Origin of the sequence: Pseudomonas quebecensis (assembly GCF_026410085.1) — a bacterium.
GTDB classification, from domain to species: domain Bacteria; phylum Pseudomonadota; class Gammaproteobacteria; order Pseudomonadales; family Pseudomonadaceae; genus Aquipseudomonas; species Aquipseudomonas quebecensis.
The window spans coordinates 1708337-1734885 of the sequence record NZ_CP112866.1 but is presented as its reverse complement, the minus strand read 5'-3'; the positions used below and the strand labels follow the sequence as shown (position 1 = coordinate 1734885).

The window sequence follows — 26549 nt, the reverse complement described above, 5'->3', positions numbered from 1 at the left end:
AACCGCGCTCCAGCGCCCTGCCCAGTATTTTCAGCCTCGCGAGATTTTCATGACCACCGTAACGCTCCAAGCCGACATCAAAGCCAAGTGGCCTCAGGGCCAAAGCGCCTATAGCCCTGGCAGCCCTGAGGAGCTGGCGATTATCGGAATTGATCTGCTGGTCAAGGAAATGGGCACTGAGGCCGCACAAGCTTTCATCGGCCAGGTATTCGAAAAATACCCGGCCGATCACAGGGGCGCAGAAAAACCCGAGCGAGACTGAGAGCCGGCCGGCGAGCGCCGACCGACACAGGTTTACTTAAGGCGCGCCAGACGTTCGGTCAACAGATCGAAAAAGCCCTGGGCATCGCCGTTCTCAACCCAGAACGCGTTTTTCGGTTGTTTCAGGCCGTCGTACCAATCGACGATAGTCTGGCCGAAGGTCGGGCCTTCACGACTGTCTACCACCACGTTGACCGCTCGACCGCTGAACAGCGAGGGCTTGAGCAGGTAAGCAACTACGGTGGCATCGTGAACAGGGCCACCGGGAATGCCGTAGTGCTCCATGTCGCCTTTGACGTACTCATTGAGAATGTCGCCGACCACCTTGCTCGCATTGTTCTTGAGGTCGGCGATTTTCTTCAAGCGCGCCTCACTGGTGAGCACTTTGTGGGTCACGTCCAGCGGCAGGTAGGTCAGCTTGACGCCGCTCTTGAGCACGATTTCCGCTGCGACGGGGTCCGCGAACAGGTTGAACTCAGCCACCGGCGTGATATTGCCACCGTTGAAGTGCGCACCGCCCATCACCACCACTTCCTTGATACCTTGGGTGATTTCCGGATCCTGGGTCAGGGCCAGCGCCAGGTTGGTCTGCGGGCCGAGCATGGCGATGGTAATGCTGTGTGGTTTGGCGGCACGCAAAGTCTTGATCAGGTAATCGACGGCATTACCTTCAGCAAGCCCCTTCTTGGGCTCGTGCACGGTCACACCGGAAATGCCTTCCTTGCCATGAATATTCTCGGCATAGATCGGCGTGCGCAGCAGCGGCGCCGGCGCACCGGCGTATACCGGGATATCCTCGCGCCCCGCCCACTCGCGGGCCAGCCTTGCGTTACGGGAAGTTTTGTCCAGGCGCACGTTACCGGCGACGGTGGTGAGCGCGCGGATGCTCAGCTCTTCCGGAGAGGCCATGGCGAACAACAATGCCACCACATCATCGGCGCCAGGATCGGTGTCGATGATCAGGTCGATTTTTTCCGCCGCCTGGGCGCTTGCTGCAGTGAGTGCGGACAAAAGCAGAACACTCCGGAACAGATTTCTCAGGATGGGTAGACCACGTTGCATAGAACACTCCTTGTTGGAAAAGACTAGAACGTCACGCCGGACACCAGCGCAATATTGCAGTAAGGCTGACACTCGCCAGTGCGCACCACGGCGCGCGCCTTGCGACTCAGCTGTTTGAACTCATCATGGCTGAGCAGGTGACGCTCGCCGAGCGCGGCCTGGTCAGCCAGGGTATTGAGCTGCGCCAGCGCCGTTGGCTGTTTGAGCAGAATCTCGTTGGCCAGCACATGACTCTCCACCTGCATTTCACTGAGCACAATGCGCAAAGTGCTGATGAAGTCAGGAATACCCTGGGTCAACGCCAGGTCGATCAGCTCGACACCCGGCGGCACCGGCAGACCGGCATCGCCGATGACCAGGATGTCGCCATGGCCCAGGGAGGCGATCACACGCGACAGCGCGATATTGAGCAGCGGAGTCTTTTTCATGAGGGCACAAAACCTTGTACGTCGTGCAGCGTTGGAATGGAAGGTTGTGCGCCAGCGCGGGTGACCGACAGCGCGGCTGCAACCTGGCCAAAGCGGATGGCCTCGGCTTCGCTTTTGCCAGCGGACAATGCGGCTGCAAAACCGCCCACGAAGGTGTCGCCGGCTGCGGTGGTATCAACCGCCTTGACCTTGGGCGCCACCAAGTGCTCAAACCCTTGGCCATCGGCAAACAACGCACCTTGCGCACCCAGGGTAACGATGACTTTGCCGGCACCGGCTTCGATCAGGCGAGTCGCGGCTTCTTTGGCGCTGTCGAGGGAATCGACCGTCACGCCACTCAGCGCACTGGCTTCGCTTTCGTTGGGAATCAGATAGTCGATCGAGGCGTACCACTCGGCCGGCAACGGGCCACTGGCCGGGGCCGGATTGAGGATCAGGGTCTTGCCCAGTTCACGGCCACGCTTGAGGGCGTACCCTACGGTGTCCATGGGCACTTCAAGCTGGCAGACGATCACGTCGGCCCCCTGCAGCACCGCGTCGAACGTTTGCAATGAGGCTGGCGTCAGAGCGCCATTGCTGCCGGCCACGATCACGATCGCGTTCTGGCTGCTGTCATCCACCACGATCAACGCCACGCCGCTGGAGCCAGTGACGGCAGCCACAGCCTGACAATCGATACCCTCGACCAGCAAAGCATCGCGCAATTGGCTACCGTAGGCATCGGAGCCCACGCAGCCGATCATCGCCACCTCGCCTCCCAAGCGCGCCACCGCCACGGCCTGGTTGGCGCCCTTACCGCCGGGCACGGTGGAAAATGTCTGGCCGATCAACGTTTCACCGGCGCGCGGCAAACGGCTGGCGCGGGTGACCAGGTCCATGTTCAAGCTGCCTATTACCACTACTTTTGCGGGCATACATCAATACTCATCAATTCGGTTCAGCGGTATTGGGCAAACACACCGGCGACGGGTGCCGTCGACTCGCGCAACACAATGCTCGGCGTCACGATACGTTGATCGATCGGCAGTTGAGGGGTTGCGATCCGTCGCAGTAAAAGCTCGGCGGCCGTCTCGCCCAATTGCACGATGGACTGCCCCACCGTGGTCAGCGCCGGGTAAACGTAACGGCCCATTTGAATGTCATCGAAACCGATCACCGACAGCTCGCCGGGCACGCGGATATTGCGTTCCGCCGCCGCGCGCAGCACGCCGAAACCGATCATGTCATTGCTGGCGAAAATTGCGCTGGGCGGCTTATCCGCCAGCAGTTGCACCGCGGCAGCATAACCGCCGGTGCTGGTGAAGTCGCTGTCGCGGACGCGCGCGGCCGGCACCTTCACGCCCGCTTCGTGCAGCGCCCGCTGATACCCTGCCAGGCGCATCTGCGCCACTCGGGTATGCGCCGGGCCACCGATACAGGCAATGTCGCGGTGCCCCAGCTCAAGCAAATGGCGAGTGGCCAGGTAAGCGCCCTCCTCATGGTCGATACGCACCAGATCGACGTCGATGCCATCCAACGCCCTGTCGACAATCACCATGGGCGTGCGCACCGCGCTCAAGCCTGCGGCAAGCCCACTGTCATCACCGCCTACGGACGTCACGATCAAGCCGTCGATTCTTTTTTCCAGCAACACCCGCAAATAGTTGCGTTGCTTTTCAGCGTTGTCGTCGGAGTTGCAGAGAATCACGCAGTAACCGTTACGCTCGCAATAATCCTCGATGCCACGGGCCAGTTCCGCGAAGTACGGGTTGAGGCTGTTAGGCACCAACAGGCCGATGGTAGCGGTGGTCTTGGCCTTGAGCGAACGCGCGACGGCACTGGGCACATAGTCGAGCTGCTTGATCGCCGCTTCGACCTTGAGACGCACCGGCTCGCTGACCGGGCGCGTCTTGTTCACCACATGGGACACCGTGGTGTAGGAAATACCCGCAAGTGCTGCCACATCCTTGATCGTTGCCATGGCTTAGCCTCGCCGACTGGCGCGCTGGCTGCGGTAGGTATCGAGGATCACGGCGATCACGATCACGGCACCGGTGATGATGCGTTTAGTCGGCTCGGTGGCGCCGATCTGCGCCAGGCCGGCAGCCAGGACCGAGATGATCAAGACGCCAAAGAACGTGCTGATCACCGAACCGCGCCCGCCCATCAGGCTGGTGCCACCGATCACCACCGCCGCGATTACTTGCAGCTCCAGGCCGGAACCGGCGTTCGGGTCCGCCGCTTCCAGGCGCGAAATCTGGAACAGCGCGGCCACGCCAGCCAGCAGGCCCATAAGGCTGAATACCAATATTTTGTAGGGCTTGGGATTGATCCCCGCCAGACGCACCGCTTCTTCGTTGGTGCCGATACCGATCAGGTAGCGACCGAATACCGTGCGCGTTAAAACCAGTTGCGCCGCAATGATCACCAGCAAGGCGATGATGAACGACGGTGAAATACCAAAGGCAATCGGGTTGGACAGCCAGGCGAACGAGTCACCGATGTAGGCGGTGCGTGAACCGGTCATCTGGTACGCGACGCCGCGGGCCATTTCCAACACACCGAGGGACACGATAAACGACGGAATGCGCCAGGCCACGGTGATCGAACCGGTGAGCGTGCCGGCCAATGCGGCGCAACCCATGCCCAGCACGGCGGCCGGCAAAACGCTCCAGCCCCAGCTGAGGATCGCCACACTGACCGCCGACGCCGCCAATGCGAGCACCGAGCCAACCGACAGGTCGATACCGCCGATGATCAGGATAAAGGTCATGCCCACCGCCAGCACCATCAGGTCCGGAATCTGGTTGGCTAACGTGCTGAACGTGTCGTAGGACAGGAAGTGATCGCTCAGCACCGAGAACAGCGCAATCATCGCGAGCAAGGCTCCTGCCAGGCCCAGGTAAGTCCCCAGGCCATAGAAGTTGCCGCCGGTTTTACCGGGAGAAATAGTTGTTTTCATGGGGTATCCCTAAGCACTGCATCGTTGAGCAGCGCATCACGTTTCTGATAGCCGGCAAAGGCGGCGGCGAGCAATTCGTCCTGGGTCCAACTGTCGCGCTCAAACGTGTCGATCAGGCGCCCGGCGGACAGCACGCCGATGCGATCGCAGATCAGCATGAGTTCACGCAGGTCGCTGGACACCACCACGAGCGCCTTACCCTGGCGGGTCAACTCGCCGAGCAAAGCGTAGATGTCGAACTTGGCGCCAACGTCTATACCGCGCGTGGGCTCGTCGAACAGCATCACCGAGCAGTCGCGCTCCAGCCAGCGGCCGATCACCACCTTCTGCTGGTTGCCGCCGGACAATTGCGACACCAGTTGCGCCGGGCTGGAACTGCGGATGCGCATGGCATCGATCTGACGCTTGGCCAGGGCGGTCTCATCGCGGCCATTGACCACGCCACCTTTGGAAATCTCCGGCATATTGCCCAGGGCAATGTTCGCGCTGATGGACTGGGTCAGCAGCAGACCTTCGCCCTTGCGGTCCTCGGTGATCAACGCAATGCCATGGCCTACTGCATCAACCGGTGAACGAATGCTCACCACCTGGGCCGAAGTGCCCAGGGCTACAGTGCCGCTGTCGGCCTGGTCGGCGCCGAAGATCAAGCGCAGCAATTCAGTACGCCCGGCGCCGATCAGGCCGGAAATGCCATAGATCTCACCGGCACGTACCTCGAAAGACACATCGCGGACTTTGTCCGAGCGGGTCAGACCTTTGACCGTCAGCGCCGGACCGCCGATGGTACGGGGCCCCAGGTCGATGTGCTCGCCCAACTCGCGACCGACCATCAACGTGACCAGTTGCTCGCTGTTGTAGTTGGCCATCGGCTCGACGCACACCAGTTTGCCGTCACGCAATACCGCGATCCGCTGGGCGACCCGGGCCAATTCTTCCAACCGGTGCGAAATGTAGATGATCGCCACGCCACGGGCCTGCAGACGCGTGATCTGTTCAAACAGCATCTCGACTTCGCGGGCGGTGAGCATGGCCGTGGGCTCATCGAGGATCAGCACATGGCAGTCACCGATCAGGTTGCGCGCGATCTCGACCATTTGCTGGTGGCCGATGCCGAGGCTGCCGACCAGGGTGTCCGGATCAATGGCATCCAGGCCGACCTGGGCCATGGCCTCGATCGCCGCCTTGCGCAATTGCTTGCGGCTGATCCAGCCACCGCGGCTGGGCAGCTTATGCAAAAACAGGTTTTCGGCTACGGTCAGGGTCGGCAGCAGGTTGAGCTCCTGCATGACCATGCGCACACCCAGCGCCTCGGCTTGGGTGCGGCTGGCCGGGCTGTAATCCTGGCCGTTGAACTGCATGTGCCCGGTGGTCGGTGTGACCAGCCCGCCGATAATCTTCGACAAGGTACTTTTGCCTGCGCCGTTTTCACCGGTCAGTGCCAACACTTCGCCACGATTGAGCGTCAGGGTGATGTCGGCCAGCACAGGCTGGGCATAGGTCTTACCGATACCGCTGACCGAGAGGACAGCGTTCGGGGCGGAAGATGACATAGGAAAATCTCCAGGCGTCCGCCCGGGGCGAGCGGACGCTGTTTGGGTGCTGCCAGGATTACTTCTTGAGGACGAGTTCGACCGGGGTTTCGATCACGCCATCTTTGGCATCGACTTTCTCACCCTTGACCAGCTTGAGGGCGTTCTGGATACCGAACACGGCTTGCTGGGCAGCCGCCTGGTCGGCAGTGGCCAGCACGCGACCGTCCTGCAGCATCGGCTTGATGGCTTCGATATTGTCGTAACCCACTACCAATACCTTGCCCGCCTTGCCCGCCGCACGTACGGCAGAAACGGCGCCCAGGGCCATGTTGTCGTTACCGGCCAGCAGAGCCTTGAGGTCAGGGTATTCACTCAGCATTGCAGATGCGACTTTCTGGCCCTGGTCGATCTCCCAGTTACCCGATTGGGTGGAAACGATCTTCATGCCCGCGGCATCCATCGCGTCCTTGAAACCGGCGGTGCGCTGCTGCGCATTGGTGGTGGTCGGGACCCCTTCGATGATCCCGACCTTATCCCCGGCGGCCAGTTGCTTGGCCAGGTAGTCGCCCACCAGTTTGGCGCCCTTGCGGTTGTCCGGACCTACGAACGGGATGTCGAGATTTTTGCCTTTCAGCACATCCGGATCAAGACGGTTGTCGATGTTGACGACCTTGATCCCGGCGTCGGAGGCTTTCTTCAGGACCGTGACCAGCGCCTTGGAGTCAGCAGGTGCAATGACGATGGCGTTGACCTTGGAAAGAATCATCTGATTGACGATGTCGATCTGCGCCGACGTATCGGTCTCGTTCTTGATCCCGTTGGTGATCATGTCGAAATCGGCGGCGTGGGTTTTCTGATAGTCCTTGGCGCCTTCCTGCATGGTCACGAAGAATTCGTTGGCCAGTGACTTCATCACCAGGCCGACCTTCGGTTTGGCGGCGGCGTCATCGGCAAATGCAGAGGAGAGAGGTAAAGCAGCGGATGCGGCAGCAAGCACAGCGATAGCAAGAAGACGTCCAGCAAATGGCAGCTTCATGGGGTCACTCCGATCTTATGATTATTGTGAGCAACGCTTGCTCCGAAGAGGACTTCGGCAGCTACCCACCCGGGCGGCTGATACGAGCTGTCACGGCGAACCTTGGGTAGCGTGAAACATCTCGCAAACGTTTGCGTTATCCAAACTATGAGAACCTTGTGGAAATTTGTCAACGGGTGAACGATGTCTTTCATACCCCCCTGTTGGACGTGATCGGCGCAGGCCGCGCCAACAGCATTAAATAACCTTCTTGATTCTCCGTTATCTGAAACGACAGGTGTGTACGGGTGATCAAGGAGGTTTCCGTCATGATTTTCGGACAACCGAACGCCTGGGCAGCACGTTGTTCGGAAAGCCGGACAGCTGAAGAAGCCGGTTCATTTGCAGAACGAAATAACGCCTTATTAATCATGAAGTTATTTTAAAAACCAGGCACGCAGCCGGCCTGGTACAGATCCTGCTCCTACGCAGTACCTCGCGGCATTCAGCATCGCCCGAGTGTTCTGGATGAACCTGCTACAGCACTCATCAACATCAGAGAGAAAAATAATGACATCTGCACTGAAGAACTTTGTTCCGGGCGCTTTGGCCCTCCTGCTGCTGTTCCCTATCGCCGCCCAGGCAAAGGATGTTGAATCCAAGGCCAAGCTATCCAACGTAGTGATCCTTGCCACCGGCGGCACCATCGCCGGCGCGGGCGCCAGCGCCGCCAACAGCGCCACGTACCAGGCGGCCAAGGTCGGCATCGAGCAATTGATTGCCGGTGTTCCTGAGCTTAGCCAGATCGCCAATGTGCGCGGCGAACAAGTGATGCAAATTGCGTCCGAAAGCATCACTAACGAAAACCTGCTGCAATTGGGTCGCCGCGTCGCCGAACTGGCCGACAGTAAGGACGTGGATGGCATTGTTATTACCCACGGCACCGACACGCTGGAAGAAACCGCCTACTTCCTGAACCTGGTGGAAAAGACCGACAAGCCCATCGTGGTGGTCGGCTCCATGCGCCCGGGCACTGCCATGTCGGCCGACGGCATGCTCAACCTGTACAACGCCGTGGCCGTTGCCGGCAGCAAAGAGGCACGTGGCAAAGGCGTACTGGTGACCATGAACGACGAGATCCAATCGGGTCGCGATGTCAGCAAAATGATCAATATCAAGACCGAAGCGTTCAAAAGCCCATGGGGACCATTGGGCATGGTGGTTGAAGGTAAATCCTACTGGTTCCGCCTGCCGGCCAAGCGCCACACCATGGACTCTGAGTTCGACATCAAAACCATCAAGAGCCTGCCCGACGTCGAGATCGCCTACGGCTACGGCAACGTGAGCGACACCGCCTACAAGGCCCTGGCCCAGGCGGGCGCCAAAGCCATCATCCATGCCGGTACCGGCAATGGCTCGGTGTCTTCCAAAGTGGTGCCGACTCTGGTGGACCTGCGCAAGCAAGGCGTGCAGATCATTCGTTCATCCCACGTCAACGCCGGCGGCATGGTGCTGCGTAATGCCGAACAGCCTGATGACAAATACGACTGGGTGGCTGCGCTTGATCTGAACCCGCAGAAAGCGCGGATTCTGGCGATGGTCGCCCTGACCAAGACCCAGGACAGCAAAGAGCTGCAACGGATGTTCTGGGAATATTGATTCCTGACCACCTGCTGTAGGAGCGAACTCGCTCCTACAGTGCCTTCTCCGCTTCCCTATTAAATATCCCGAATTGCCGTCAGACGAGTTTCTTGAAGTTTAAGCAGTTGCGAAATTGCCTACAGTTAAATACTGTATGCACGTACAGCTTATCAAGGAATACTCCGTGGCTAAATCATCCGCCGTGCCAACCCTACCTGACGCCTACGAACGCCTGGCCGTTCGCGTGCAAAAGATCATCAACTCCACCCAGGCCCAGAAAGCCAAAGCCGCCTTGATCTTCCGCCTGGCGGACGAACCCGAGGACGAATGGCAGCGCTTGCTGGAAGAAATCGCGGAGAACGATAACGTCACCCTCGCCTACCGCGACGACGGCGGCGTGCAGATTTTCTGGGTTGTGCCGAAGGAAGATTGATTCAATGCGCGTCCGTTTCATTGCCCTGTGCTGCCTGTTGCTTACCGCCACTGTCCAGGCTCAAGCGCCACGTACCTTCAGCGAAGCCAAGAAGATCGCCTGGAAGCTCTACGCCCCCCAATCCACCGAGTTTTACTGCGGCTGCAAGTACACCGGCAACCGCGTGGACCTTAAAGCCTGCGGCTACACCCCGCGCAAGAATGCCGGTCGGGCCGCGCGTATTGAGTGGGAACACATCGTGCCGGCCTGGCAGATCGGGCATCAGCGCCAATGTTGGCAGAACGGCGGGCGCAAGAACTGCACGCGCCATGACGAGGTGTTCAAGCGCGCCGAAGCGGATCTGCACAATCTGGTGCCCAGCATCGGCGAGGTCAATGGTGACCGGAACAACTTCAGTTTCGGTTGGCTGCCGGTGCAACGCGGGCAGTACGGCTCATGCCTGACCCAGGTGGACTTCAAGGCCAGGAAAGTCATGCCGCGCCCTTCGATACGCGGAATGATCGCACGCACCTATTTCTACATGAGCAAACAGTATGGCTTGCGCCTGTCAAAACAGGATCGCCAGCTCTATGAAGCCTGGAACAAAACCTACCCGGTACAAGCCTGGGAACGCCAGCGGAACCAGACCGTGGCGTGCGTGATGGGGCGCGGCAATGAATTTGTCGGCCCGGTGAACCTCAAGGCCTGCGGCTGAACAGGGGCGGGAATCCCGCCCGATCAACCGGTTACTGGGCGGCCTTGTGCTCCACCACTTGGGACTCGGTGTCGTTCTTCTTGGCCCGTGCGAGCTTTTCGGTGAGCAGCGCCTGCTTGGCTTCGGCCTCGGCCCTGGTCGCGAAAGGCCCGAGGAATACCTCGTCCTTGCCGTCCGCTTTCACGATATAAAAATTGAAACCATGTTCCAGCAACCAGGCGGTAAGGTCGGTGATCGCCTGCAGCTTATGGTCCGGCGGGCCTACCCGCACATCCCACTCCTGAGCAGCAATCGTACCGGCCTGTGGCTGGCTTTCGGTCACGGCGGGCTTGGCCTTGGGGGCATCGACGGGTTTGCCTTCGCCACAACCGGCCAGCGCCAACACCGCCATTGCCATCGCTACTTTACGCACTGCCCTGCTCCTTTAAGGATTAAAGAGGCGACTTTATCATTCACTGTCTATTCTGGCCGTCATAAACGTCAGGTTAAACAATGCGAATGATGTATCGCAGACCTGTATGATGCCGTCATGGGAATTAATAGTGCCTCTATGCGTCCTAAAGAGGCAGTCACAGGGAAGCGCTTAGCATTAAGCTACAAACATCCGACACCTGCCCTGTCTGAAACATGTGTCCTTAAAAGTAATCAAGGAGAAGTCCATGCTTATACTCACCCGCAAAGTCGGTGAAAGCATAAACATCGGTGATGACATCACGATCACCATTCTGGGCGTGAGCGGCCAGCAAGTACGAATCGGCATCAACGCACCTAAAGACGTCGCCGTGCATCGCGAGGAGATCTACCAACGTATCCAGGCCGGCCTGACTGCCCCGGACAAAAACCAGACGCCTTGAAACGCCCTCAGTAGCCAGCCCATTCATTCACGGTGAAGGCTGGCGAAAACCTCTCTGCACGGCCCGTGCTCGGGCGTAGCCGACATCGCCGTCCCCTTCTATCGCACAACAAGATGAAACTGTCCCACGGCCTGGAACTTGTTGCGTTATTGACAGCCGAAACTGCTGACTGACATCCACCATCCGTGTCCACTCAGGAGCGCGTTGATGAGGCCTCGCACCGCGGCGCCATTTTTCTCCAGATCCTGGCTGATCGCTCTGCTGATCGGTCTGGCCTTCGTGGGCCTGGAACTTGCGCTGCGGTTTGAAATCGCCGGCAGCGACCCCGCCGATCAACACCCGGCGCTGGACCTGACGCTGCTGCTGTGCGGCTATCTTTTCATGTTTTGCCTCAAGCCCATCCAGAAAACCGTGCACCATCGACTGTGTCGACGAAGCGCTGGAAAACCTGCGCGCTGACGGTCACCAACTGGCTAGCAGATTGCCGGTATTTACAGCGCCGCAGCAGTCCTTATGCTTGGTGTGTTTGATACGTCAGTAAGGGCTTTGAAGCCGATGGATAGCCTCAGTAAATCCGAAATCGAATCCGCCCTGGCAGCCCGCCTGCCCAGCTATTCGGTCACCTGCACCCTGCATACTGACGGCACATTATCCGTGGTACTCAGTGGCCCGGAGACCGACCACTTCGCTATCACCGGAATCGTACGCTCGCACTATCGCGGCGCCGAAGCGATTGCCCGGCTTGCCAACGAAATTCTGCGCGAGATGGTGCTGTCACGACGCGGCATGCGCAGCGAACGCAGGCATGCACCGGCTGCTCGGGCCGCCTGGCAGGAAGGCCAAGACCGCTAGGCCGTTGGTCCTTTTGCTTCAACCCGCCTTGTGGACCAATGTCAGCAGCCCGTCAGCGCTGCATCGGACCTGTAACTTGCCATACCCATCGATCGTTGGATGCGACGTCTCCATCGGTTGGAGGTGCGTCGACGTCACCACCATCACATCCGCCCCCGCCGCCTCACCGGCACGAATACCCACTGTCGCATCCTCGAACACCAAGCAATCTTGAACCGGAACGCCCAAACGCTGCGCCCCCAGCACATAACAGGCTGGATCAGGCTTACCCAGCGCAACATCCTCTGCCGTCACCATCACCGTCGGCGGTGTAATGCCCGCCGCTTGCAGCCGGCGCAACGCCAGCTCCCTGGGTGCCGACGTCACCAACGCCCATTGATCGGCAGGCACGCCGGCCAGAAACGCCCCGGCACCGGCAATCGGCACCACGCCGCGCACATCATTGATCTCGGCGTCGGTAATCCATTGCGCTTCAGCCTCCGGATCGACGCCGGGCAAGGCTTGGCGCGTGATGGTGTCGATCGCGCGAGCGCCGTGAATGGTGGTCAAAAACGCCGCCACGTCCAACCCGTGGCGCTCGGCCCACAAACTCCACACACGCTCGGCGGCGGCAATGGAGTTGAGCAGCGTGCCATCCATATCGAATAGAAAGGCACGGTAAGGACGGGCAAATACGCTTGAACCTGGGGTGGACACGGCGTGAGTTCCTCATGGGCTGTAACAATCATCGAGCGTCGCAATCTACGGATGAACCGATGGCTTGTAAACGTCATCGGTGCCCGGACCAAGGCCGGCGGGATGCGAGGTTTTATGACGAACTTGTCATCATCCTGTTGGCCGGCTGTTTGGGCCGCCTGGTTACCGTGAGCGCACTGCCACGGTCCGGCACCCATCCTTCTGAGAGAGTCTTTATGAAACTGTTTATGCTTGGCGCCGCCGCCCTGTTTATAACCACCTCGGTCTTCGCAGCCGACAACACCTCCGTGATTCACGATACGACCGGTTTCTACGTGAACCTGGATGTCGCCAAAGTATTGTCGAGCACCGATACCTACGCGCAATGCGGGGTGGTCCCGGCGCAACTGCGCTATCTGGATCACCAGGGTCGCGAACATGTGCTGGACTATCGAGTCCTGGCCATCGGTTGCCCCAATGACAATTGATCGGATTACACTGGCGCGACGCATTGAACCCGAGCCCTTCCCATGAACATCCTTGTTGTAGAAGACGAACCCAAGGCCGGCAATTACCTGCTCAATGGCCTCCAGGAACTGGGCTATTGCGTCAGCCTTGCGCGTGATGGCGTGGACGGCTTGCATCAGGCGCTGGAAACGCCGTTCGACGTCATCGTCCTGGATGTGATGATGCCGAAAATGGACGGCTGGGAAGTGCTGCGCCGCCTGCGCAAGGAGACCGATACACCGGTACTTTTCCTGACGGCCCGTGACGATATTGCCGACCGCATCAAGGGCCTGGAACTGGGTGCGGACGATTACCTGATCAAGCCGTTTTCCTTTGCCGAGCTGGTGGCCCGCCTGCGTACCCTGACCCGGCGCGGCCCGATCCGAGAAGAAGATCAGTTGCAGATCGCCGACCTGCACATCGAAGTGCTCAAGCGCCGTGTCACTCGCGACGGCACACGCATCACCCTGACCAACAAGGAGTTCGCCCTGTTGCACCTGTTTGCCACGCACCAGGGCCAGGTGCTCTCGCGCTCGCTGATCGCCTCGCGGGTATGGGACATGAACTTCGACAGCGACACCAATGTGGTGGATGTCGCGGTGCGCCGCCTGCGCCTGAAAATCGATGACCCGTTCCCGCTCAAGCTGATCCACAGCGTGCGCGGCATCGGCTACCGCTTCGATACTCAGCCATGATTGCTCGCCGCCATTATTCGCTGACGCTGCGCCTGGCCCTGGTATTCGCCCTGCTCGCGTTTGCCCTGCTGGCCACGCTGGGCGTGGCGCTGTACCGCGAACTGGAGCGCGAGTTGATCCGCCGCGACGACGCCGCGCTGATATCGCGGGTAGACCAACTGCGCAACCTGCTAAACGACAGCAACACCCTGGAACTGATCAAGACCAAACCGGAACTGTTCCAGAACATGCTGGGCAATCGCGAATCGGTGTTGAGCATCGCCGCGCCCGGTCAGAAACCGCTGCTGCTGGTAAACCCCGCCAATATCGACTTACCGACGGTCAGCCCCGTCCCCAAAGGCCACGTCCTGGACCTTGCCGACGTGCACCATCTGCCCGGCGTCAACGGCGTGCCGTTCGCCACCCTCGCCGCCTCTATCGACTCCGGCGACTTGGGCAGCCTGCAGGTTACCAGCGGGCGCCTGATGACCGAGCGCACCGCCGTGCTCGCCAGCTATCGGCTGAGTGTTTATATCCTGGCGGGCATCGCCGCACTGGTCCTGGCGCTGGCCGGGTACCTGCTGGTGCATCGCGGCCTGCTGCCGTTGCGACGCTTGGCACGGCATGCCCAGGGCATCGGTGTCGGCAACCTGGCCGAACGCCTGGACAGCCATGGCGCGCCCAAAGAACTGCTGCCGATGATCGACGCCTTCAACACCATGCTTGAACGCCTGGCGAAGGGCTTTACGCAATTGAGCCAGGTGTCAACCGACATGGCCCACGAACTGCGTACGCCGATTAACAATTTGCTGGGGGAAACCCAGGTCGCCCTGCACCAGCAACGCAGCGTGGACAGTTATCAGCAACTGCTGGCCTCGAATGTCGAAGAACTTGAACGCCTGTCGCGGATGCTCGACAACATGCTGTTCCTCGCCCGTACCGACCCGGCCAGCGCCCTGCGCCAACGCCAGGCACTCAGCGCTGCGGACGAAGTAGAACGCATCGCGGACTATTTCGAGGGGCTGGCGAGCGACCGAGGAATGCGCATTCTGGTGGAAGGCGAAGGCGAGATATGGGCTGAACCCATGTTGCTGCGGCGCGCCCTGGCGAACCTGTGTGCCAATGCAATCAAGTATGGGGCGGCCCATTCAGACTTGCGTATCGAGGCAATTGCCACGACTGCAGGGCTCAAGCTGCGGGTCAGCAATCACGGCGAGACGATTGCGGCCGAACACCTGCCGAGGCTGTTCGAACGGTTTTACCGCGTGGACGAGTCGCGGGAACGTTCGGCTCATTCCAATGGGTTGGGTCTGTCGATCGTGGCGACCATCATGCAACTGCACAATGGTCGCTACAGCGTCAGCAGCCAGGACGGCGTGACGTGTTTCGAGCTGTTTTTCCCCAAACGGGAAGACGCCTGATCAGTTGAACGCGCCATTGAGGACTTCGTAGATGATGCCCGAGGCAATGGCCACCAGGATCAAGTCAGTCCCCGCCTGCTGCCATTCGTAGCCATCGTAATGCGGCAATTGGCCGAGTAAACGGCCATCGAGTTTTTTCGCGATACCCGGCGGCAGCGGTTTGCCGCGCGCCAGGTTCTTCTGAATACCCGGCGGCAAAGCAGGGCCTGGGCGCCAGTAATCGCGATAGCCTCCCAGCACGTTCAACACCCCGCTGCGATCAACGCTGGGGCCGTGAGCGCCCGACGCGCCTTTGCCCTTGGGCTGGTCATACCCCTGCCCACCGGGATTGTTGCCTTTTCCGTTGCCGCCGCCCTTGCCGTTTCCGTGGCCATTGCCGGGATCGGCCAACGCCAGGCCGCTGCCGGCAAACAAAGCAAGCGCCAGCACGACGGACACGCCTTTAGAAGAGTTGGTCATGGCAGGTTTTCCGAGACAGGAAGGTTCCTGAACTGTAGTCGATATCAGCCCGTGGCGCACTGCACCCGGCGCGCTGCGATCAGCTCACCTGACCGCCCGCCTCCAGCACATCCACCGAGGTCTGCCAGGCCGCCGTCACTGCCACACGCAGCCCTTCAATCATGCTCGACAGCGGCATGAACGGCTCGCTTGCTCCTGGCAAGCGCGGTACATGAATAAACCCACTGCGCACCGCCGAGCCGGCGAGCTTGTGCTGCAAGTGATAAAACACCTGATTGCAAACGAACGTGCCCGCGGTGTGCGACACCGAAGCAGCCATGCCCGCCTCGCGCACTGCCCGCACCATCGCCTTGATCGGCAACGTGGTGAAATAGGCCGCCGGGCCATCCACTACCACGGCGGTGTCGATCGGTTGGGCGCCGAGATTATCCGGGATACGCGCATCGTTGAGATTGATCGCCACCCGCTCAATAGAGATATCGCTGCGCCCAGGCCCCAGTCCCGTGGCGATAACCATTGCCGGACGCAGTTCGTCGAGCATCTGCATGAGGCACGCCGGCGCCGTGGCAAATGCGCAAGGCAGCCGACGCGCCACAATGCGCACATCGTCGCTCAGCAACACACCGTCCAACTGGCGCACCGCTTCCCAGGACGGGTTCACCGGGTCTTGATCAAAGGGTTCAAACCCCGTCAGCAGCACAGTGTGCATAGTGGCCTCACATCAACAGATAAAGCAGGACGATATTGACCACCAGCATCATCAAGGCAGTCGGCAGTTGCGCTTTGATCACCGCGTTCTTGTCCGGCAGTTCCAGCAAGGCCGCAGGGACGATATTGAAGTTGGCGGCCATCGGGGTCATCAGCGTACCGCAATAGCCGGAGAACATGCCGATGGCCGCCATGACCGCCGGATTGCCGCCGTACACCCCCACCAGCACCGGCACACCGACGCCGCCGGTCATCACCGGGAACGCGGCGAAGCCGTTACCCATGATCACCGTGAACAATGCCATGCCCAACACGTAGACCATCACCGCCACCAACTTGAAATCCAGGTTGATATAGGTGGTAGTGACATGGGCGACCGCCGTGCCCACACCGGCCTCGTTGAACAACAGGCCGAGCATTGCCAGCATCTGCGGCAGCACCATGGCCCAGCCCAGGGCTTCGGTCAGGCGCCGCGACTCGCGCAGGGCTTGCACCGGCGTATCGCGTGTCAGCCAGCACGCCAGGCCGAGGGCGATCAAACAGCCGATACCGAGAGAAACAAAGGTCGTGTTCTTCGGGTCCAGCAACGGCACGCCGCCGATCTCGGCGTGCTTGAGCAGGACCGAGCCGATCACCGTGGTCAGGGGGATGGCCAACGCGGGGATAAACAACTTGTGCCCCAGGCGACCGGCACTCGCGCGGCTGGCCTTGTCGTGCAACTGCGCATGCGTGCCACGCCCCACGCCGCCGAAACCGGCGATCAACGCCATCACCACCACGCCGGCACCGACCACCACCGATGGCAGCCGCTCGCCTACCAGGAACGGAATCGCGAACAGCAGCCAGAAGAGCGCGCTGGACCAGCGCTTGGGGTGGCTGCGGTCCAGCACAATCATGCCTGCGGTGATCAACAGCAAGACCCCGGCCAGCCAGTACAGGTATTGAATCGAAATAATCATTGCACCGCCTCCACGGCCGTCGCGGTGGGCGTCAGCTCACGGGTGAGCCGTCGATCGAAGCGGTGCAGCCGGATCGCATGCACGATAAATGCACAGATCGCCGTAGGAATGCCCCACACCGCAATGTGCAACGGCTCCACATCGATCCCCGAGCCCAGCAGGAACGTGTGCATCAGCGCGATGGCGCCAAAGGCGACGAAGATGTCTTCACCAAAAAACAGCCCGACATTGTCCGTCGCCGCACACATGGCGAGCACTTTATGGCGCACCTTGTCCGGCAGTTTGCCGTAGCGTTTTTCCGCCGCGCCTTCGGCCATCGGCGCCAGCAGCGGGCGCACCATTTGCGGATGCCCGCCCAGGCTGGTCAAGCCCATGGCCGCCGTGGATTCGCGCACGAACAGATAGATGATCAACAGGCGCCCGACCGTGGCGCGCTGGAACCGTGCTATCCAGTTCTGCGCATGCAAACGCAGCCCGTGGCGCTCCAGCAGGCCGATAACTGCCAGCGGTAACAATAGAATCAATTGCAGGGCACGGGTCTGAAGGAAACCATCACCCATGGTGGCGAGGATTTTTTCCAGGGGAAAGTGGGCCGCAAGCCCCGTGGCGATGGCAGCGGCGGTCACTACCAGCAGCGGATTGAAGCGCAAGACAAAGCCAACCACGATGACAAGTACGCCGATCAACGGCCATAGGTTCACAACAGTCTGCATGACGATGAGGTCCTTTAAATGCGCGCTGCGGCGCCATTACAGCAGGATATGAACAAGGCGTTCACAGCAAGAGGTGGCGTGCAGTCGGCTCGGTTTTTTATTGTTGACCCGGAAGGTCGAGCGTCAGTGGCGGCAACTTTGCTGCCTGGGGGCGGGGGGTGTCCAACAAGAAAAATTGTTGCTGCGATCCAATAAATTTTGTGGGTATCGAAGGCGATGGGGCGCGCCGGCGGCAGCGCCCCCTACACCAGGCTCAGCTCACGCCATTGGGGCCATCGAGCACGTACCTGACCTTCTTGGCCAGCACGTTGGGCAAGCAGGGCTTGGAGATCACTTCGAACTCCGCGCCGCCCAGGTCGGTACGTTCGATGGCGTTTTCCGCATAGCCGGTGGTCAACAGGATTTTCATATCGGGGTACAACTGGCAGACCTCCCGCGCCAGCATCACGCCATTCATGCCGCCGGGCATGATCACGTCGGAGAACAGCAAGTCGTAGCGCTCCTCCCTGGCCAGCACCTCCAACGCCTCCGCAGCGCCGTAGGCGATGGTGGTGTGGTAGCCGTAGTCTTCCAGCACCATGCGCGCCAGCTCAGCGACATCCGGGCGGTCCTCGACGATCAGGATGCGTTCCGAACCGCTGCGTGCTTCCGACACCTTGGGCTCTTCATGGGGCGACACGCCGGCTTCGTCGGCCGGAAAATACAGGCGCACCGTGGTGCCCAGGCCCTCCTCGGAATAAATCCGCACTGCGCCGCCGGACTGCTTGGCAAACCCGTACACCATCGACAAACCCAGCCCGGTGCCCTTGCCTTCATCCTTGGTCGTGAAAAACGGGTCCATGACGCGCGTAAGAATACTCTCGGACATGCCGCAGCCGTTGTCCGTGAGGGCCATGCTGACATAGCGGCCCGGCATCAAGCCGTCGTAGGACATGGAGCTCAGTTCACGCACTTGGATGTTACGCGTTTCGATGGCCAGTGCCGGCTGATCACGGTCCACCAGCGCGTCACGCGCATTGATCACAATGTTGAGAATCGCCAGCTCGGCCTGGGTCGGATCGATGCGGCAGTTCCATAGGTCGGTTTGCAGGTCGGTACGAAAATCAATGTTGTCGCCCATGACCCGCTCCGCGGAGCGCCTGGCCAAATCGACAAAATGATTAAGGTTGATCACTCGTCCCTGCAGCTTTTGCTTGCGGGAAAACGCCAGCAGTTGCTGGGTTAGCGTGGAGGCTTTCTCCACCGCGCCTTTGGTCATGCTCAGGCTGCGAATCACCCGGCCTTCGTCCAGCACCGGCTTGCGCACGGCACGGTCAACCATCTCCACGTAGCCGCCGATGACCTGCAACAGGTTGTTGAAGTCGTGGGCGATACCGCCGGTGAGCTGGCCCAGCGCCTCCATTTTCTGCGCCTGGCGCAAAGCATCTTCCGCGTCGCGACGACGACTGACGTCCAGCTGCGAAGCGAAGAAGTACATCAATTGATTGGATTCGTTGTACACCGGCGAAACGAACAAAGCATTCCAGAACGTCGAACCGTCTTTGCGATAGTTGAGCAACTCGACCGAAATATCTTCTTCTTCGTTGATGGATTGCTTGATCTGCGCGACGACCTCGCGATCGGTGTCCGGGCCTTGCAGAAAGCGGCAGTTGCGCCCGTAAATCTCGTCGGTGCTATAACCCGTCATGTCCAGGAACGCCTGGTTGGCGAATATGATCGGGTTATCTTCGCGATTGGGGTCAGTGACGATCATAGGCATGCGGGTGGTGCCGACGGCGGCGAAGAAAATGTTCTTACCCGCCGATGTGATATCACCGGTTTCAGAGTTATCCACGCGGGTGTGGAGGTCTTTGGGTTGATGAGTCACGGGGGTCGATCCTGTCGGCTTGATAGAGGAGAAAACGGACTTCCTGCCTCATAGACAACCGGAATTAAAAAATAGTTTGGCGCCCCCGTGGCTCCGTTGCTACCTCACTGCTTTGCGCTCGGCTCAAGCGGTGGTGCTGACCATCGAGCCCTTCCCGCTGCCGCTTTCATCCATGACCGCCTGCAATAGAGCCCCAGTGACCGTCTGCAACGCCGCGCTGATGGTCGTAATCTGCGACTGAGCCGCTGCGACAGCCACGGCCTTGGCCTCTTCACTCTGTTTACTGGCCTGAGCTCTCTGCAACGCCTGCTGCGCCTCCAGAAGCTGCTCTTGCAACTGCTCGATCTGTTTCTTCAATTCCTTGACCCGGTCGGACTCCTGCGGGCCGGATGAAGCCTGGTCCGCGCCGCCTGCGGCAGCGGCGCCCTTGGCGCTGGGGTCCATGCGGATAGTCAAGGCGCCGGTGCTTTCGTTCTTGGTCGTCTCGCTGGTGATGGACGTGGTCTGCGGGACGACTACGGAGGTGGAATTACCAACGTTGGTAAGCATGTCGAGTATCCAATAACGAGGTAGTGCTCACGTTATCGGCTGGTCTACCCAGCACTTTAGTCTGGGCGTCGATTTGCGTTGAAGTAAATCCAGGGATCGAGTAGGAGGCGGGATTTAACTCCCGCCGTCCTCTCACACCAACCGTACGTACGGTTCCGTATACGGCGGTTCAAGCTATGCGGCTAAGCCGGTTTATTGTGTCCAGTATTGAGACCAGTCCGAGTCGATCCCACAGCTTCTTCGGTAGCGCCTGATTCATATGTGGCGCTCCTGAGTTCCACCATGGGCCTCGTCCATTGAACGCGGATTTGCAGGCACGTGCTTCGTCGAGCCCCAGACGCATTAGGTTGCGCGCCCTCGTTGAGGACTGCTTCCATTGGCGCCATGTGACACATCGAAGTTTACGGCGCATCCAGCCATCCAGCTCCTCAAGGGGCCGTTTGCTCTGGCTTAACTTGAAGTAACCCGCCCAACCACGTAACACCGGGTTGATCCGATCGATGACATTCGCCATCTTGTGGCCCCGCGCTCCGCGCAGCAGCTGTCTGAGCCGCTCGCGCAAGCGATTCAGGCTCATCGTGGCCACTTTCAGCTTCGGCTGTTTATGCAAGCTCATCCCGTAACCCAAGTAATCGCAGGCCCACGGCCGTGTTACACGGCTCTTTTCCTGGTTCAACGTCAGTTTCAAGCGTTGACTCAGGAAACGCTCGACCCTGGCCAGCACTCGTTCGCCAGCACGACGGCTACGCACATAGATGTTTGCGTCGTCGGCATAGCGCACAAAACGATGACCCCGCCGTTCCAGTTCTTTGTCGAGTTCGTTGAGCAGGATATTCGACAGCAACGGTGAGAGGGGGCCGCCTTGCGGCGTCCCCTCTTGCCGTCGGCTGGCGATCCCGCCTGACATAACTCCCGCTTCAAGGTAACGGCGGATCAGTCTGAGTACGCGTTTGTCTTCGACATGACGCTCAACTTTGGCCATCAACACGTCGTGATTCACTCGATCAAAGAACTTCTCAAGATCGAGTTCCACGCACCAGCGGTGTCCCACCGCCACATGAGCGCGGGCTGTTTTGATGGCTTGATGGACGCTTCTGCCCGGACGAAAGCCGTAGCTGTAATCCGAGAACAGAGAGTCGAAGATCGGCGTGAGCTGTTGCAGCACAGCCTGTTGGATCAGGCGATCCACGACGCTGGGAATACCCAGTTGCCGTGTTCCACCTTTGGGTTTGGGGATTTCGACGGCGCGTACACCTTGCGGGTGATACTCACCAGCCAGCAACCGAGCCTTGAGGATCGGCCAATACTGTTTCACGTAGCCCGCCAACTGGTCGACCGTCATGCCATCGGCACCCGGTGCGCCCTTGTTGCTGACTACGCGTTGATACGCTCGCTTGAGGTTAGCGGGTGCAAGCACCCGCGCCATCAGCGTGTCCGGCTCCGCGTTCGTCCACGCCACAGACGCCGCCGATGTTTGCGCCCTGTCAGCCGTCATCCTCGGATACCGTCCGGGACTTGGAGTAACAGTTTTCTCTTGAAGAATATTCTGCGTTTCAACATTCGACGAGACTCTGACGCCTACTGGCGGCATAACCTGTTCGGCCCTTGGTGGCGCGGTTACTCGCCACTTACTACAGCCTCGGCTGACTTCTGCAGGTTCATCCCGTCGCCTCTCGACGCTCGGTAGCACAATGGCAAACGTGCAGATCTCCCAGGGTAATTCGCGCGACCTTCCTGCTTATGCCTGTCGGATCTACGTCACAGCGCTCCGTGCAAGTATTGGGCTTTGAAGATATTGGCCTTCTTACCCCGCTGTGCCGCCTCTATCCGCTTCCTGTTCGTCAGGCCAGCATTTTGCCTCGGGCTTCCTTCAGATTCGCGGTCACCCGCGACACCCTTGCCTCTGGCTAACACTTCCCCTTGCCGGGTGTGTAGAGGACTTTCACCTCCAAGTCACCAGCGTGGCCACCATAGCCAAGCTGGTTGCGCTTCGCGCAACGCGCCATGCCTGGCGCACCAACAAAAAAGGGCCCACCTTTCGGTGAGCCCTTCTAGACCGCCCAGCAGAGCGGATTTTGTTTGGTAGGCGCGATTGGACTCGAACCAACGACCCCCACCATGTCAAGGTGGTGCTCTAACCAACTGAGCTACGTGCCTGCTGTGAGGCGGCATTCTACGGAATTCCAAAGGGGTGTCAACATCTTTTTTGCAGCTAACCCTATGAATATGCGAATTTTTTATTGAAGCGTGCCCTGCCCGCTTTTTTTGCATGGCTGGCGGCCGATTTTCAACTCGGGTAGGATCGGCGCACTCGTAAAAAATATAAAACAGAGGTTCCAGGATGGCGAACACCCCCTACCCCCAGTCGTATTACGCCGCTTCCGCTAACGCCGTTCCACCTCGCCCCGTGCTGCAAGGCGAGATCGAAACCGATGTGTGCGTCATCGGCGCCGGCTATACCGGCCTTTCCAGCGCATTGTTCCTGCTCGAGAACGGCTTTCGCGTGACGGTGCTGGAGGCCGCCAAGGTGGGGTTCGGCGCCTCGGGTCGCAACGGTGGGCAGATTGTTAACAGCTACAGCCGCGATATCGACGTGATCGAGCGCAGCGTCGGCCCCAAGCAGGCGCAGTTGCTGGGGCAGATGGCGTTTGAGGGAGGCCGGATCATTCGCGAGCGGGTAGCCAAGTATCAAATCCAGTGCGACTTAAAGGACGGTGGCGTTTTCGCGGCACTCAACGGCAAGCACATGGCTCACCTGGAATCGCAAAAACGCCTGTGGGAGCGCTACGGCCATACGCAATTGGAGCTGCTCGACCAGCGTCGTATCCGCGACGTGGTGGCCTGCGAGAACTATGTGGGCGGTTTGCTGGACATGAGCGGCGGCCACATCCATCCGCTGAACCTGGCACTCGGCGAAGCCGCTGCGGTGGAATCCCTGGGCGGTACGATCTACGAGCAATCAGCCGCCGTACGAATTGAGCGCGGCGCGAACCCGGTGGTGCACACGGCCGAAGGCAGAGTCAGGGCCAAGTTCATCATCGTCGCGGGGAACGCCTACCTGGGTAACCTGGTGCCGGAGCTGGCGGCCAAGTCGATGCCGTGCGGCACCCAGGTCATCACCACTGCACCGCTGGGCGATGAGCTGGCCAAGTCGCTGCTGCCGCAGGATTACTGCGTCGAAGATTGCAACTACCTGCTCGACTACTATCGCCTGACCAGCGACAAGCGCCTGATCTTCGGCGGTGGCGTAGTGTACGGCGCGCGTGATCCGGCCAATATCGAGGCCATCATCCGACCGAAGATGCTCAAAGCCTTCCCGCAACTCAAAGACGTGAAGATCGATTACGCCTGGACCGGCAACTTCCTGCTGACGCTGTCGCGCCTGCCTCAGGTCGGGCGACTGGGCGACAACATCTACTATTCCCAGGGCTGCAGCGGTCACGGGGTAACGTACACGCACTTGGCAGGCAAGGTACTGGCGGAGGCATTGAGAGGTCAGGCCGAGCGTTTTGATGCGTTTGCCGACCTGCCGCACTATCCGTTTCCGGGCGGGCAGCTGTTGCGCACGCCTTTTGCCGCACTGGGGGCGTGGTATTACGGGCTGCGGGACAAGCTGGGCTTCTGATAGACCACTGGAGCCGGTTCGCCGGCTTCAGCTTCAGTACGCGTTTCAAATCGCACAAACAAAAAACCCCGGTCTTTCGACCAGGGTCTTTGCTATCGAATCAAAGCAACGTTGAGTTTGCTTCGTGCTCCAAGGCGTTCAGTGGGCCTTGGGGCAGATATGGCGCAGCGGACGGGACTCGAACCCGCGACCCCCGGCGTGACAGGCCGGTATTCTAACCGACTGAACTACCGCTGCGTATCGCTTGACCGGTTGAACACACACCTCAACCACGTCGTTAACTTCTGATCAATCAACCTGGGCTGTTCGATCTCAGGCCCGACGTATCGAACCTGGAAAATATGGCGCAGCGGACGGGACTCGAACCCGCGACCCCCGGCGTGACAGGCCGGTATTCTAACCGACTGAACTACCGCTGCGCGTCGGTGCAACCTTTAACGTTGCGTCCTGCCCGAAGACAAAACTCTCAAGAAGTGGTGGGTGATGACGGGATCGAACCGCCGACCCTCTGCTTGTAAGGCAGATGCTCTCCCAGCTGAGCTAATCACCCTTTGCTTCGTTGAGGCCGCGAAATTTACGCAGGTAGCCAACCTAAGTCAATAGCCCGCTTGAAGTTTTTCCGAAAAAGACAAAATGGCTTCAAGACAGGCATGCGCCCTACTCGCTGTAAATCATCTTCTTGCTCATGCCACCGTCCACGACGAACTCTTGCCCCGTCACGAATCCGGCCTGGCGCGACAGCAGCCACGCCACCATCGCCGCCACATCCTCCACCGTACCCACTCGACCGGCCGGATGCTGGGCATGATCGGCGTCATTTAACGGTTCGGCGCGCCGCGCTGCGGGATCACGCGCATCAATCCATCCCGGGCTGACGGCATTGACCCGCACTTCCGGCCCCAGGCTGATGGCCAGCGCGTGAGTCAGCGCCAGCAGCCCGCCCTTGCTCGCCGCATAGGCTTCACAGTCCGGTTCCGACTGCCGCGCACGGGTCGATGCCAGGTTGACGATCGCACCACCGTGGGCACGCAGGTAGGGCGCACAGTGCTTGGCCAGCAGCATCGGCCCGCTGAGGTTAACCGCCAGCACACGATTCCAGTACGCCAGATCCAGGCTTTCCAGCGTGATGTTATGCGGGTCGGCAACCGCCGCATTGCACACCAGCGCATCCAGGCGCCCGAATTGTCCGAGCACTTCGGCAACCCCTTGGGCGACCTGTTTTTCGTCCGCCACGTCCATGCTGATAAACCAGGCATTGTCGCCCAGCACCGTGGACACTTTGGCTCCACGCTCGCGATCCAGGTCGGTCAATACGACCTGCCAACCCTCGCTGATCAACCACGCCGCAATGCCCAAACCAATGCCACGCGCCGCGCCGGTCACCAGGGCAACACGACCGTTACTGGCGACCGCAGCTTCCATGGACCACTCGATCACAAGGCCGCCAGCCCGCGAGCCAGGTCGGCCTGCAGGTCAGCCACATCTTCCAGGCCCACCGCGACGCGGATCAGGCTGTCACGGATGCCGGCCGCTTCCCGCTCCTGCGGTGCCAGGCGCCCGTGGGACGTGGTGCTCGGATGGGTAATGGTGGTTTTGCTGTCACCCAGGTTGGCGGTAATGGAGATCAAACGCGTGGCGTCGATAAATCGCCAGGCGCCGTCCTTGCCGCCTTTGACCTCAAAACTCACCACAGCGCCAAACCCCCGCTGCTGACGCTGGGCCAACTCGTGCTGCGGGTGGCTCTTGAGGCCTGCGTAGTGAACCTTTTCGATGCCGTCCTGCTGCTCCAGCCACTCGGCCAGGGCCTGGGCATTGGCACAATGGGCTTTCATGCGCAGGTTGAGAGTCTCCAGGCCCTTGAGGAAGATCCAGGCGTTGAATGGGCTCAAGGTCGGGCCGGCGGTGCGCAGAAAGCCCACCACTTCCTTCATCTGTTCGCCACGACCGGCCACCACACCGCCCATGCAACGACCCTGGCCGTCGATGAACTTGGTCGCCGAATGCACCACAACGTCCGCGCCCAGCTTCAGCGGCTGCTGCAAGGCGGGCGTGCAGAAGCAGTTATCGACCACCAGCATCGCACCTTTGGCATGCGCCACTTCGGCCAGGGCGGCGATGTCCACCAGCTCGGCCAATGGGTTGGACGGCGACTCGACAAACAGCAGCTTGGTGTTGGCCTTGATCGCCGCGTCCCAGCCGGACAGGTCCGCCAAGGGCACGTAGTCCACTTCGACGCCGAAGCGCTTGAAATATTTTTCGAACAGGCTGATTGTCGAGCCGAACACACTGCGCGACACCAGCACATGATCGCCGGCACTGCACAGGCTCATCACCACCGCCATGATGGCTGCCATGCCGGTCGCGGTAGCCACCGCTTGCTCGGCGCCTTCCAGGGCCGCGATGCGCTCTTCGAATGCGCGCACGGTCGGGTTGGTGTAACGCGAGTACACGTTGCCCGGCACTTCACCGGCAAAACGCGCAGCGGCATCAGCGGCAGTGCGGAACACGTAGCTGGAGGTGAAGAACATCGGGTCGCCATGCTCGCCTTCCGGCGTGCGATGCTGGCCGGCACGCACAGCCAGGGTATCGAAAGCTACGCCATCGAGGTCGCTGTCCAACCGACCGGCATCCCATTCCTGACTCATGCTGCCACTCCTTACTCAATACGGTATTTAAGAT

Annotated in this window: 29 protein-coding genes and 4 tRNA genes; 11 read left to right on the top strand and 22 right to left on the bottom strand. The window is 60.2% G+C overall.

Features of this window, described 5'->3' with window-relative positions; translation table 11 throughout:
• Positions 1–49: 49 nt before the first annotated feature.
• Positions 50–262, top strand: coding sequence for a hypothetical protein (locus OSC50_RS08170; RefSeq protein ID WP_181081247.1), 213 nt, complete (start codon positions 50–52; stop codon positions 260–262).
• A 32-nt stretch (positions 263–294) separates the two neighbouring features.
• Here the strand turns inward: OSC50_RS08170 and OSC50_RS08165 are convergent, their stop codons facing one another.
• Genes OSC50_RS08165 through OSC50_RS08135 form a run of 7 tightly spaced genes read right to left on the bottom strand, consistent with a single transcriptional unit; the run spans position 295 to position 7260 of the window.
• Positions 295–1323 carry a nucleoside hydrolase gene (locus OSC50_RS08165; RefSeq protein WP_181081246.1) on the bottom strand — a complete coding sequence of 343 codons (1029 nt, stop codon included), beginning with the start codon at positions 1321–1323 and terminating at the stop codon, positions 295–297.
• A gap of 23 nt (positions 1324–1346) precedes the next feature.
• Complete coding sequence (gene rbsD, locus OSC50_RS08160) at positions 1347–1751, bottom strand: D-ribose pyranase (protein WP_266246129.1); 405 nt, start codon at positions 1749–1751, stop codon at positions 1347–1349.
• Complete coding sequence (gene rbsK / locus OSC50_RS08155; RefSeq protein WP_266246131.1) at positions 1748–2665, bottom strand: ribokinase; 918 nt, start codon at positions 2663–2665, stop codon at positions 1748–1750. Before rbsK ends, rbsD begins: the two co-directional genes overlap by 4 nt.
• A 23-nt stretch (positions 2666–2688) precedes the next feature.
• Positions 2689–3711 (bottom strand): LacI family DNA-binding transcriptional regulator, encoded by a 1023-nt coding sequence (locus OSC50_RS08150; RefSeq protein ID WP_181081243.1) that lies wholly within the window; start codon positions 3709–3711, stop codon positions 2689–2691.
• Positions 3712–3714: 3 nt separating this feature from the next.
• Positions 3715–4692 (bottom strand): ABC transporter permease, encoded by a 978-nt coding sequence (locus OSC50_RS08145; protein WP_253508512.1) that lies wholly within the window; start codon positions 4690–4692, stop codon positions 3715–3717.
• Positions 4689–6242 (bottom strand): sugar ABC transporter ATP-binding protein, encoded by a 1554-nt coding sequence (locus tag OSC50_RS08140; RefSeq protein ID WP_266246133.1) that lies wholly within the window; start codon positions 6240–6242, stop codon positions 4689–4691. Before OSC50_RS08140 ends, OSC50_RS08145 begins: the two co-directional genes overlap by 4 nt.
• Before the next feature lie 58 nt (positions 6243–6300).
• Positions 6301–7260, bottom strand: coding sequence for a sugar ABC transporter substrate-binding protein (locus tag OSC50_RS08135; RefSeq protein ID WP_253508516.1), 960 nt, complete (start codon positions 7258–7260; stop codon positions 6301–6303).
• Positions 7261–7809: 549 nt separating this feature from the next.
• Here OSC50_RS08135 and OSC50_RS08130 point away from each other — a divergent pair.
• From OSC50_RS08130 to OSC50_RS08120, 3 genes are all read left to right on the top strand, one after another.
• The gene (locus OSC50_RS08130) at positions 7810–8898 is read left to right on the top strand and encodes an asparaginase (protein ID WP_266246135.1); all 1089 of its coding nucleotides are present in this window, start codon (positions 7810–7812) and stop codon (positions 8896–8898) included.
• A gap of 166 nt (positions 8899–9064) precedes the next feature.
• A complete protein-coding gene (locus OSC50_RS08125) occupies positions 9065–9313 on the top strand; it encodes a DUF1654 domain-containing protein (protein ID WP_181081238.1) in 249 nt (82 codons plus the stop codon).
• A 4-nt stretch (positions 9314–9317) separates the two neighbouring features.
• On the top strand, positions 9318–10007 hold the full coding sequence (locus OSC50_RS08120) for an endonuclease (protein ID WP_181081237.1): 690 nt from the start codon (positions 9318–9320) through the stop codon (positions 10005–10007).
• A 31-nt stretch (positions 10008–10038) separates the two neighbouring features.
• On the opposite strand, the gene OSC50_RS08115 is transcribed toward OSC50_RS08120, so the two are convergent.
• The gene (locus tag OSC50_RS08115; protein WP_181081236.1) at positions 10039–10419 is read right to left on the bottom strand and encodes an SPOR domain-containing protein; all 381 of its coding nucleotides are present in this window, start codon (positions 10417–10419) and stop codon (positions 10039–10041) included.
• A 247-nt stretch (positions 10420–10666) separates the two neighbouring features.
• On the opposite strand from OSC50_RS08115, the gene csrA reads away from it, so the two are divergent.
• The 3 genes from csrA to OSC50_RS08100 all read left to right on the top strand — a co-directional run bounded on the left by csrA (position 10667) and on the right by OSC50_RS08100 (position 11713).
• The gene (csrA, locus tag OSC50_RS08110) at positions 10667–10861 is read left to right on the top strand and encodes a carbon storage regulator CsrA (RefSeq protein ID WP_003192511.1); all 195 of its coding nucleotides are present in this window, start codon (positions 10667–10669) and stop codon (positions 10859–10861) included.
• Positions 10862–11068: 207 nt separating this feature from the next.
• Positions 11069–11320 carry a hypothetical protein gene (locus tag OSC50_RS08105; RefSeq protein ID WP_181081235.1) on the top strand — a complete coding sequence of 84 codons (252 nt, stop codon included), beginning with the start codon at positions 11069–11071 and terminating at the stop codon, positions 11318–11320.
• A 96-nt stretch (positions 11321–11416) separates the two neighbouring features.
• Positions 11417–11713, top strand: a complete 297-nt coding sequence (locus tag OSC50_RS08100; protein WP_253508518.1) for a DUF1652 domain-containing protein — start codon at positions 11417–11419, stop codon at positions 11711–11713.
• A gap of 18 nt (positions 11714–11731) precedes the next feature.
• Here the strand turns inward: OSC50_RS08100 and OSC50_RS08095 are convergent, their stop codons facing one another.
• On the bottom strand, positions 11732–12409 hold the full coding sequence (locus tag OSC50_RS08095) for an HAD-IA family hydrolase (protein ID WP_181081233.1): 678 nt from the start codon (positions 12407–12409) through the stop codon (positions 11732–11734).
• A gap of 215 nt (positions 12410–12624) precedes the next feature.
• Here OSC50_RS08095 and OSC50_RS08090 point away from each other — a divergent pair, with 215 nt between their 5' ends.
• The 3 genes from OSC50_RS08090 to OSC50_RS08080 are packed head-to-tail and all read left to right on the top strand — an operon-like array spanning position 12625 to position 14990.
• A complete protein-coding gene (locus OSC50_RS08090; RefSeq protein ID WP_266246139.1) occupies positions 12625–12876 on the top strand; it encodes a DUF2790 domain-containing protein in 252 nt (83 codons plus the stop codon).
• A 42-nt stretch (positions 12877–12918) separates the two neighbouring features.
• A complete protein-coding gene (locus OSC50_RS08085) occupies positions 12919–13590 on the top strand; it encodes a heavy metal response regulator transcription factor (protein ID WP_181081231.1) in 672 nt (223 codons plus the stop codon).
• The gene (locus OSC50_RS08080) at positions 13587–14990 is read left to right on the top strand and encodes a heavy metal sensor histidine kinase (protein ID WP_266246141.1); all 1404 of its coding nucleotides are present in this window, start codon (positions 13587–13589) and stop codon (positions 14988–14990) included. The genes OSC50_RS08085 and OSC50_RS08080 overlap by 4 nt, the downstream gene beginning before the upstream one ends.
• Here the strand turns inward: OSC50_RS08080 and OSC50_RS08075 are convergent, their stop codons facing one another.
• The 8 genes from OSC50_RS08075 to OSC50_RS08040 form a co-directional block, all read right to left on the bottom strand.
• Complete coding sequence (locus OSC50_RS08075) at positions 14991–15449, bottom strand: anti-virulence regulator CigR family protein (protein WP_253508524.1); 459 nt, start codon at positions 15447–15449, stop codon at positions 14991–14993.
• Positions 15450–15528: 79 nt separating this feature from the next.
• Positions 15529–16158 carry a pyroglutamyl-peptidase I gene (pcp, locus tag OSC50_RS08070; protein WP_266246142.1) on the bottom strand — a complete coding sequence of 210 codons (630 nt, stop codon included), beginning with the start codon at positions 16156–16158 and terminating at the stop codon, positions 15529–15531.
• Between the two features lie 7 nt (positions 16159–16165).
• A complete protein-coding gene (locus OSC50_RS08065; RefSeq protein ID WP_253508526.1) occupies positions 16166–17116 on the bottom strand; it encodes a DUF979 domain-containing protein in 951 nt (316 codons plus the stop codon).
• Positions 17113–17829 carry a DUF969 domain-containing protein gene (locus tag OSC50_RS08060; protein ID WP_253508528.1) on the bottom strand — a complete coding sequence of 239 codons (717 nt, stop codon included), beginning with the start codon at positions 17827–17829 and terminating at the stop codon, positions 17113–17115. The genes OSC50_RS08065 and OSC50_RS08060 overlap by 4 nt, the downstream gene beginning before the upstream one ends.
• Before the next feature lie 253 nt (positions 17830–18082).
• Positions 18083–19696, bottom strand: a complete 1614-nt coding sequence (locus OSC50_RS08055) for a histidine kinase famiy protein (RefSeq protein ID WP_266246144.1) — start codon at positions 19694–19696, stop codon at positions 18083–18085.
• A gap of 123 nt (positions 19697–19819) precedes the next feature.
• Positions 19820–20245, bottom strand: coding sequence for a hypothetical protein (locus OSC50_RS08050; protein WP_181081224.1), 426 nt, complete (start codon positions 20243–20245; stop codon positions 19820–19822).
• Between the two features lie 169 nt (positions 20246–20414).
• Positions 20415–21836 (bottom strand): group II intron reverse transcriptase/maturase, encoded by a 1422-nt coding sequence (ltrA, locus tag OSC50_RS08045; protein ID WP_266246145.1) that lies wholly within the window; start codon positions 21834–21836, stop codon positions 20415–20417.
• A 489-nt stretch (positions 21837–22325) separates the two neighbouring features.
• Positions 22326–22402 (bottom strand) — tRNA-Val (locus OSC50_RS08040).
• A 184-nt stretch (positions 22403–22586) separates the two neighbouring features.
• On the opposite strand from OSC50_RS08040, the gene OSC50_RS08035 reads away from it, so the two are divergent.
• Positions 22587–23870, top strand: coding sequence for an NAD(P)/FAD-dependent oxidoreductase (locus tag OSC50_RS08035; protein WP_181081658.1), 1284 nt, complete (start codon positions 22587–22589; stop codon positions 23868–23870).
• A gap of 160 nt (positions 23871–24030) precedes the next feature.
• Here OSC50_RS08035 and OSC50_RS08030 read toward each other — a convergent pair.
• The 5 genes from OSC50_RS08030 to OSC50_RS08010 form a co-directional block, all read right to left on the bottom strand.
• Positions 24031–24107, bottom strand: a tRNA-Asp gene (locus tag OSC50_RS08030).
• Positions 24108–24212: 105 nt separating this feature from the next.
• A tRNA-Asp gene (locus OSC50_RS08025) sits at positions 24213–24289 on the bottom strand.
• A gap of 55 nt (positions 24290–24344) precedes the next feature.
• A tRNA-Val gene (locus OSC50_RS08020) sits at positions 24345–24420 on the bottom strand.
• 107 nt (positions 24421–24527) lie between these two features.
• Entirely contained in the window at positions 24528–25292 is a 765-nt protein-coding gene (locus OSC50_RS08015) for an SDR family oxidoreductase (protein ID WP_181081659.1), read from the bottom strand.
• Between the two features lie 11 nt (positions 25293–25303).
• Positions 25304–26515, bottom strand: coding sequence for an O-succinylhomoserine sulfhydrylase (locus OSC50_RS08010; protein WP_181081660.1), 1212 nt, complete (start codon positions 26513–26515; stop codon positions 25304–25306).
• Between the last annotated feature and the right edge of the window lie 34 nt (positions 26516–26549).

Coding starts and splice junctions, on each gene's coding strand:
- csrA (WP_003192511.1), top strand. CDS start 10,667: ATGCTTATACTCACCCGCAAAGTCGGTGAAAGCATAAACATCGGTGAT.
- OSC50_RS08065 (WP_253508526.1), bottom strand. CDS start 17,116: ATGATTATTTCGATTCAATACCTGTACTGGCTGGCCGGGGTCTTGCTG.
- OSC50_RS08105 (WP_181081235.1), top strand. CDS start 11,069: ATGAGGCCTCGCACCGCGGCGCCATTTTTCTCCAGATCCTGGCTGATC.
- OSC50_RS08010 (WP_181081660.1), bottom strand. CDS start 26,515: ATGAGTCAGGAATGGGATGCCGGTCGGTTGGACAGCGACCTCGATGGC.
- OSC50_RS08015 (WP_181081659.1), bottom strand. CDS start 25,292: ATGGAAGCTGCGGTCGCCAGTAACGGTCGTGTTGCCCTGGTGACCGGC.
- OSC50_RS08080 (WP_266246141.1), top strand. CDS start 13,587: ATGATTGCTCGCCGCCATTATTCGCTGACGCTGCGCCTGGCCCTGGTA.
- OSC50_RS08035 (WP_181081658.1), top strand. CDS start 22,587: ATGGCGAACACCCCCTACCCCCAGTCGTATTACGCCGCTTCCGCTAAC.
- OSC50_RS08050 (WP_181081224.1), bottom strand. CDS start 20,245: ATGCTTACCAACGTTGGTAATTCCACCTCCGTAGTCGTCCCGCAGACC.
- OSC50_RS08090 (WP_266246139.1), top strand. CDS start 12,625: ATGAAACTGTTTATGCTTGGCGCCGCCGCCCTGTTTATAACCACCTCG.
- OSC50_RS08165 (WP_181081246.1), bottom strand. CDS start 1,323: ATGCAACGTGGTCTACCCATCCTGAGAAATCTGTTCCGGAGTGTTCTG.
- OSC50_RS08060 (WP_253508528.1), bottom strand. CDS start 17,829: ATGCAGACTGTTGTGAACCTATGGCCGTTGATCGGCGTACTTGTCATC.
- rbsK (WP_266246131.1), bottom strand. CDS start 2,665: ATGCCCGCAAAAGTAGTGGTAATAGGCAGCTTGAACATGGACCTGGTC.
- OSC50_RS08135 (WP_253508516.1), bottom strand. CDS start 7,260: ATGAAGCTGCCATTTGCTGGACGTCTTCTTGCTATCGCTGTGCTTGCT.
- pcp (WP_266246142.1), bottom strand. CDS start 16,158: ATGCACACTGTGCTGCTGACGGGGTTTGAACCCTTTGATCAAGACCCG.
- OSC50_RS08100 (WP_253508518.1), top strand. CDS start 11,417: ATGGATAGCCTCAGTAAATCCGAAATCGAATCCGCCCTGGCAGCCCGC.
- OSC50_RS08170 (WP_181081247.1), top strand. CDS start 50: ATGACCACCGTAACGCTCCAAGCCGACATCAAAGCCAAGTGGCCTCAG.
- OSC50_RS08150 (WP_181081243.1), bottom strand. CDS start 3,711: ATGGCAACGATCAAGGATGTGGCAGCACTTGCGGGTATTTCCTACACC.
- OSC50_RS08140 (WP_266246133.1), bottom strand. CDS start 6,242: ATGTCATCTTCCGCCCCGAACGCTGTCCTCTCGGTCAGCGGTATCGGT.
- rbsD (WP_266246129.1), bottom strand. CDS start 1,751: ATGAAAAAGACTCCGCTGCTCAATATCGCGCTGTCGCGTGTGATCGCC.
- OSC50_RS08075 (WP_253508524.1), bottom strand. CDS start 15,449: ATGACCAACTCTTCTAAAGGCGTGTCCGTCGTGCTGGCGCTTGCTTTG.
- OSC50_RS08120 (WP_181081237.1), top strand. CDS start 9,318: ATGCGCGTCCGTTTCATTGCCCTGTGCTGCCTGTTGCTTACCGCCACT.
- OSC50_RS08130 (WP_266246135.1), top strand. CDS start 7,810: ATGACATCTGCACTGAAGAACTTTGTTCCGGGCGCTTTGGCCCTCCTG.
- ltrA (WP_266246145.1), bottom strand. CDS start 21,836: ATGCCGCCAGTAGGCGTCAGAGTCTCGTCGAATGTTGAAACGCAGAAT.
- OSC50_RS08145 (WP_253508512.1), bottom strand. CDS start 4,692: ATGAAAACAACTATTTCTCCCGGTAAAACCGGCGGCAACTTCTATGGC.
- OSC50_RS08085 (WP_181081231.1), top strand. CDS start 12,919: ATGAACATCCTTGTTGTAGAAGACGAACCCAAGGCCGGCAATTACCTG.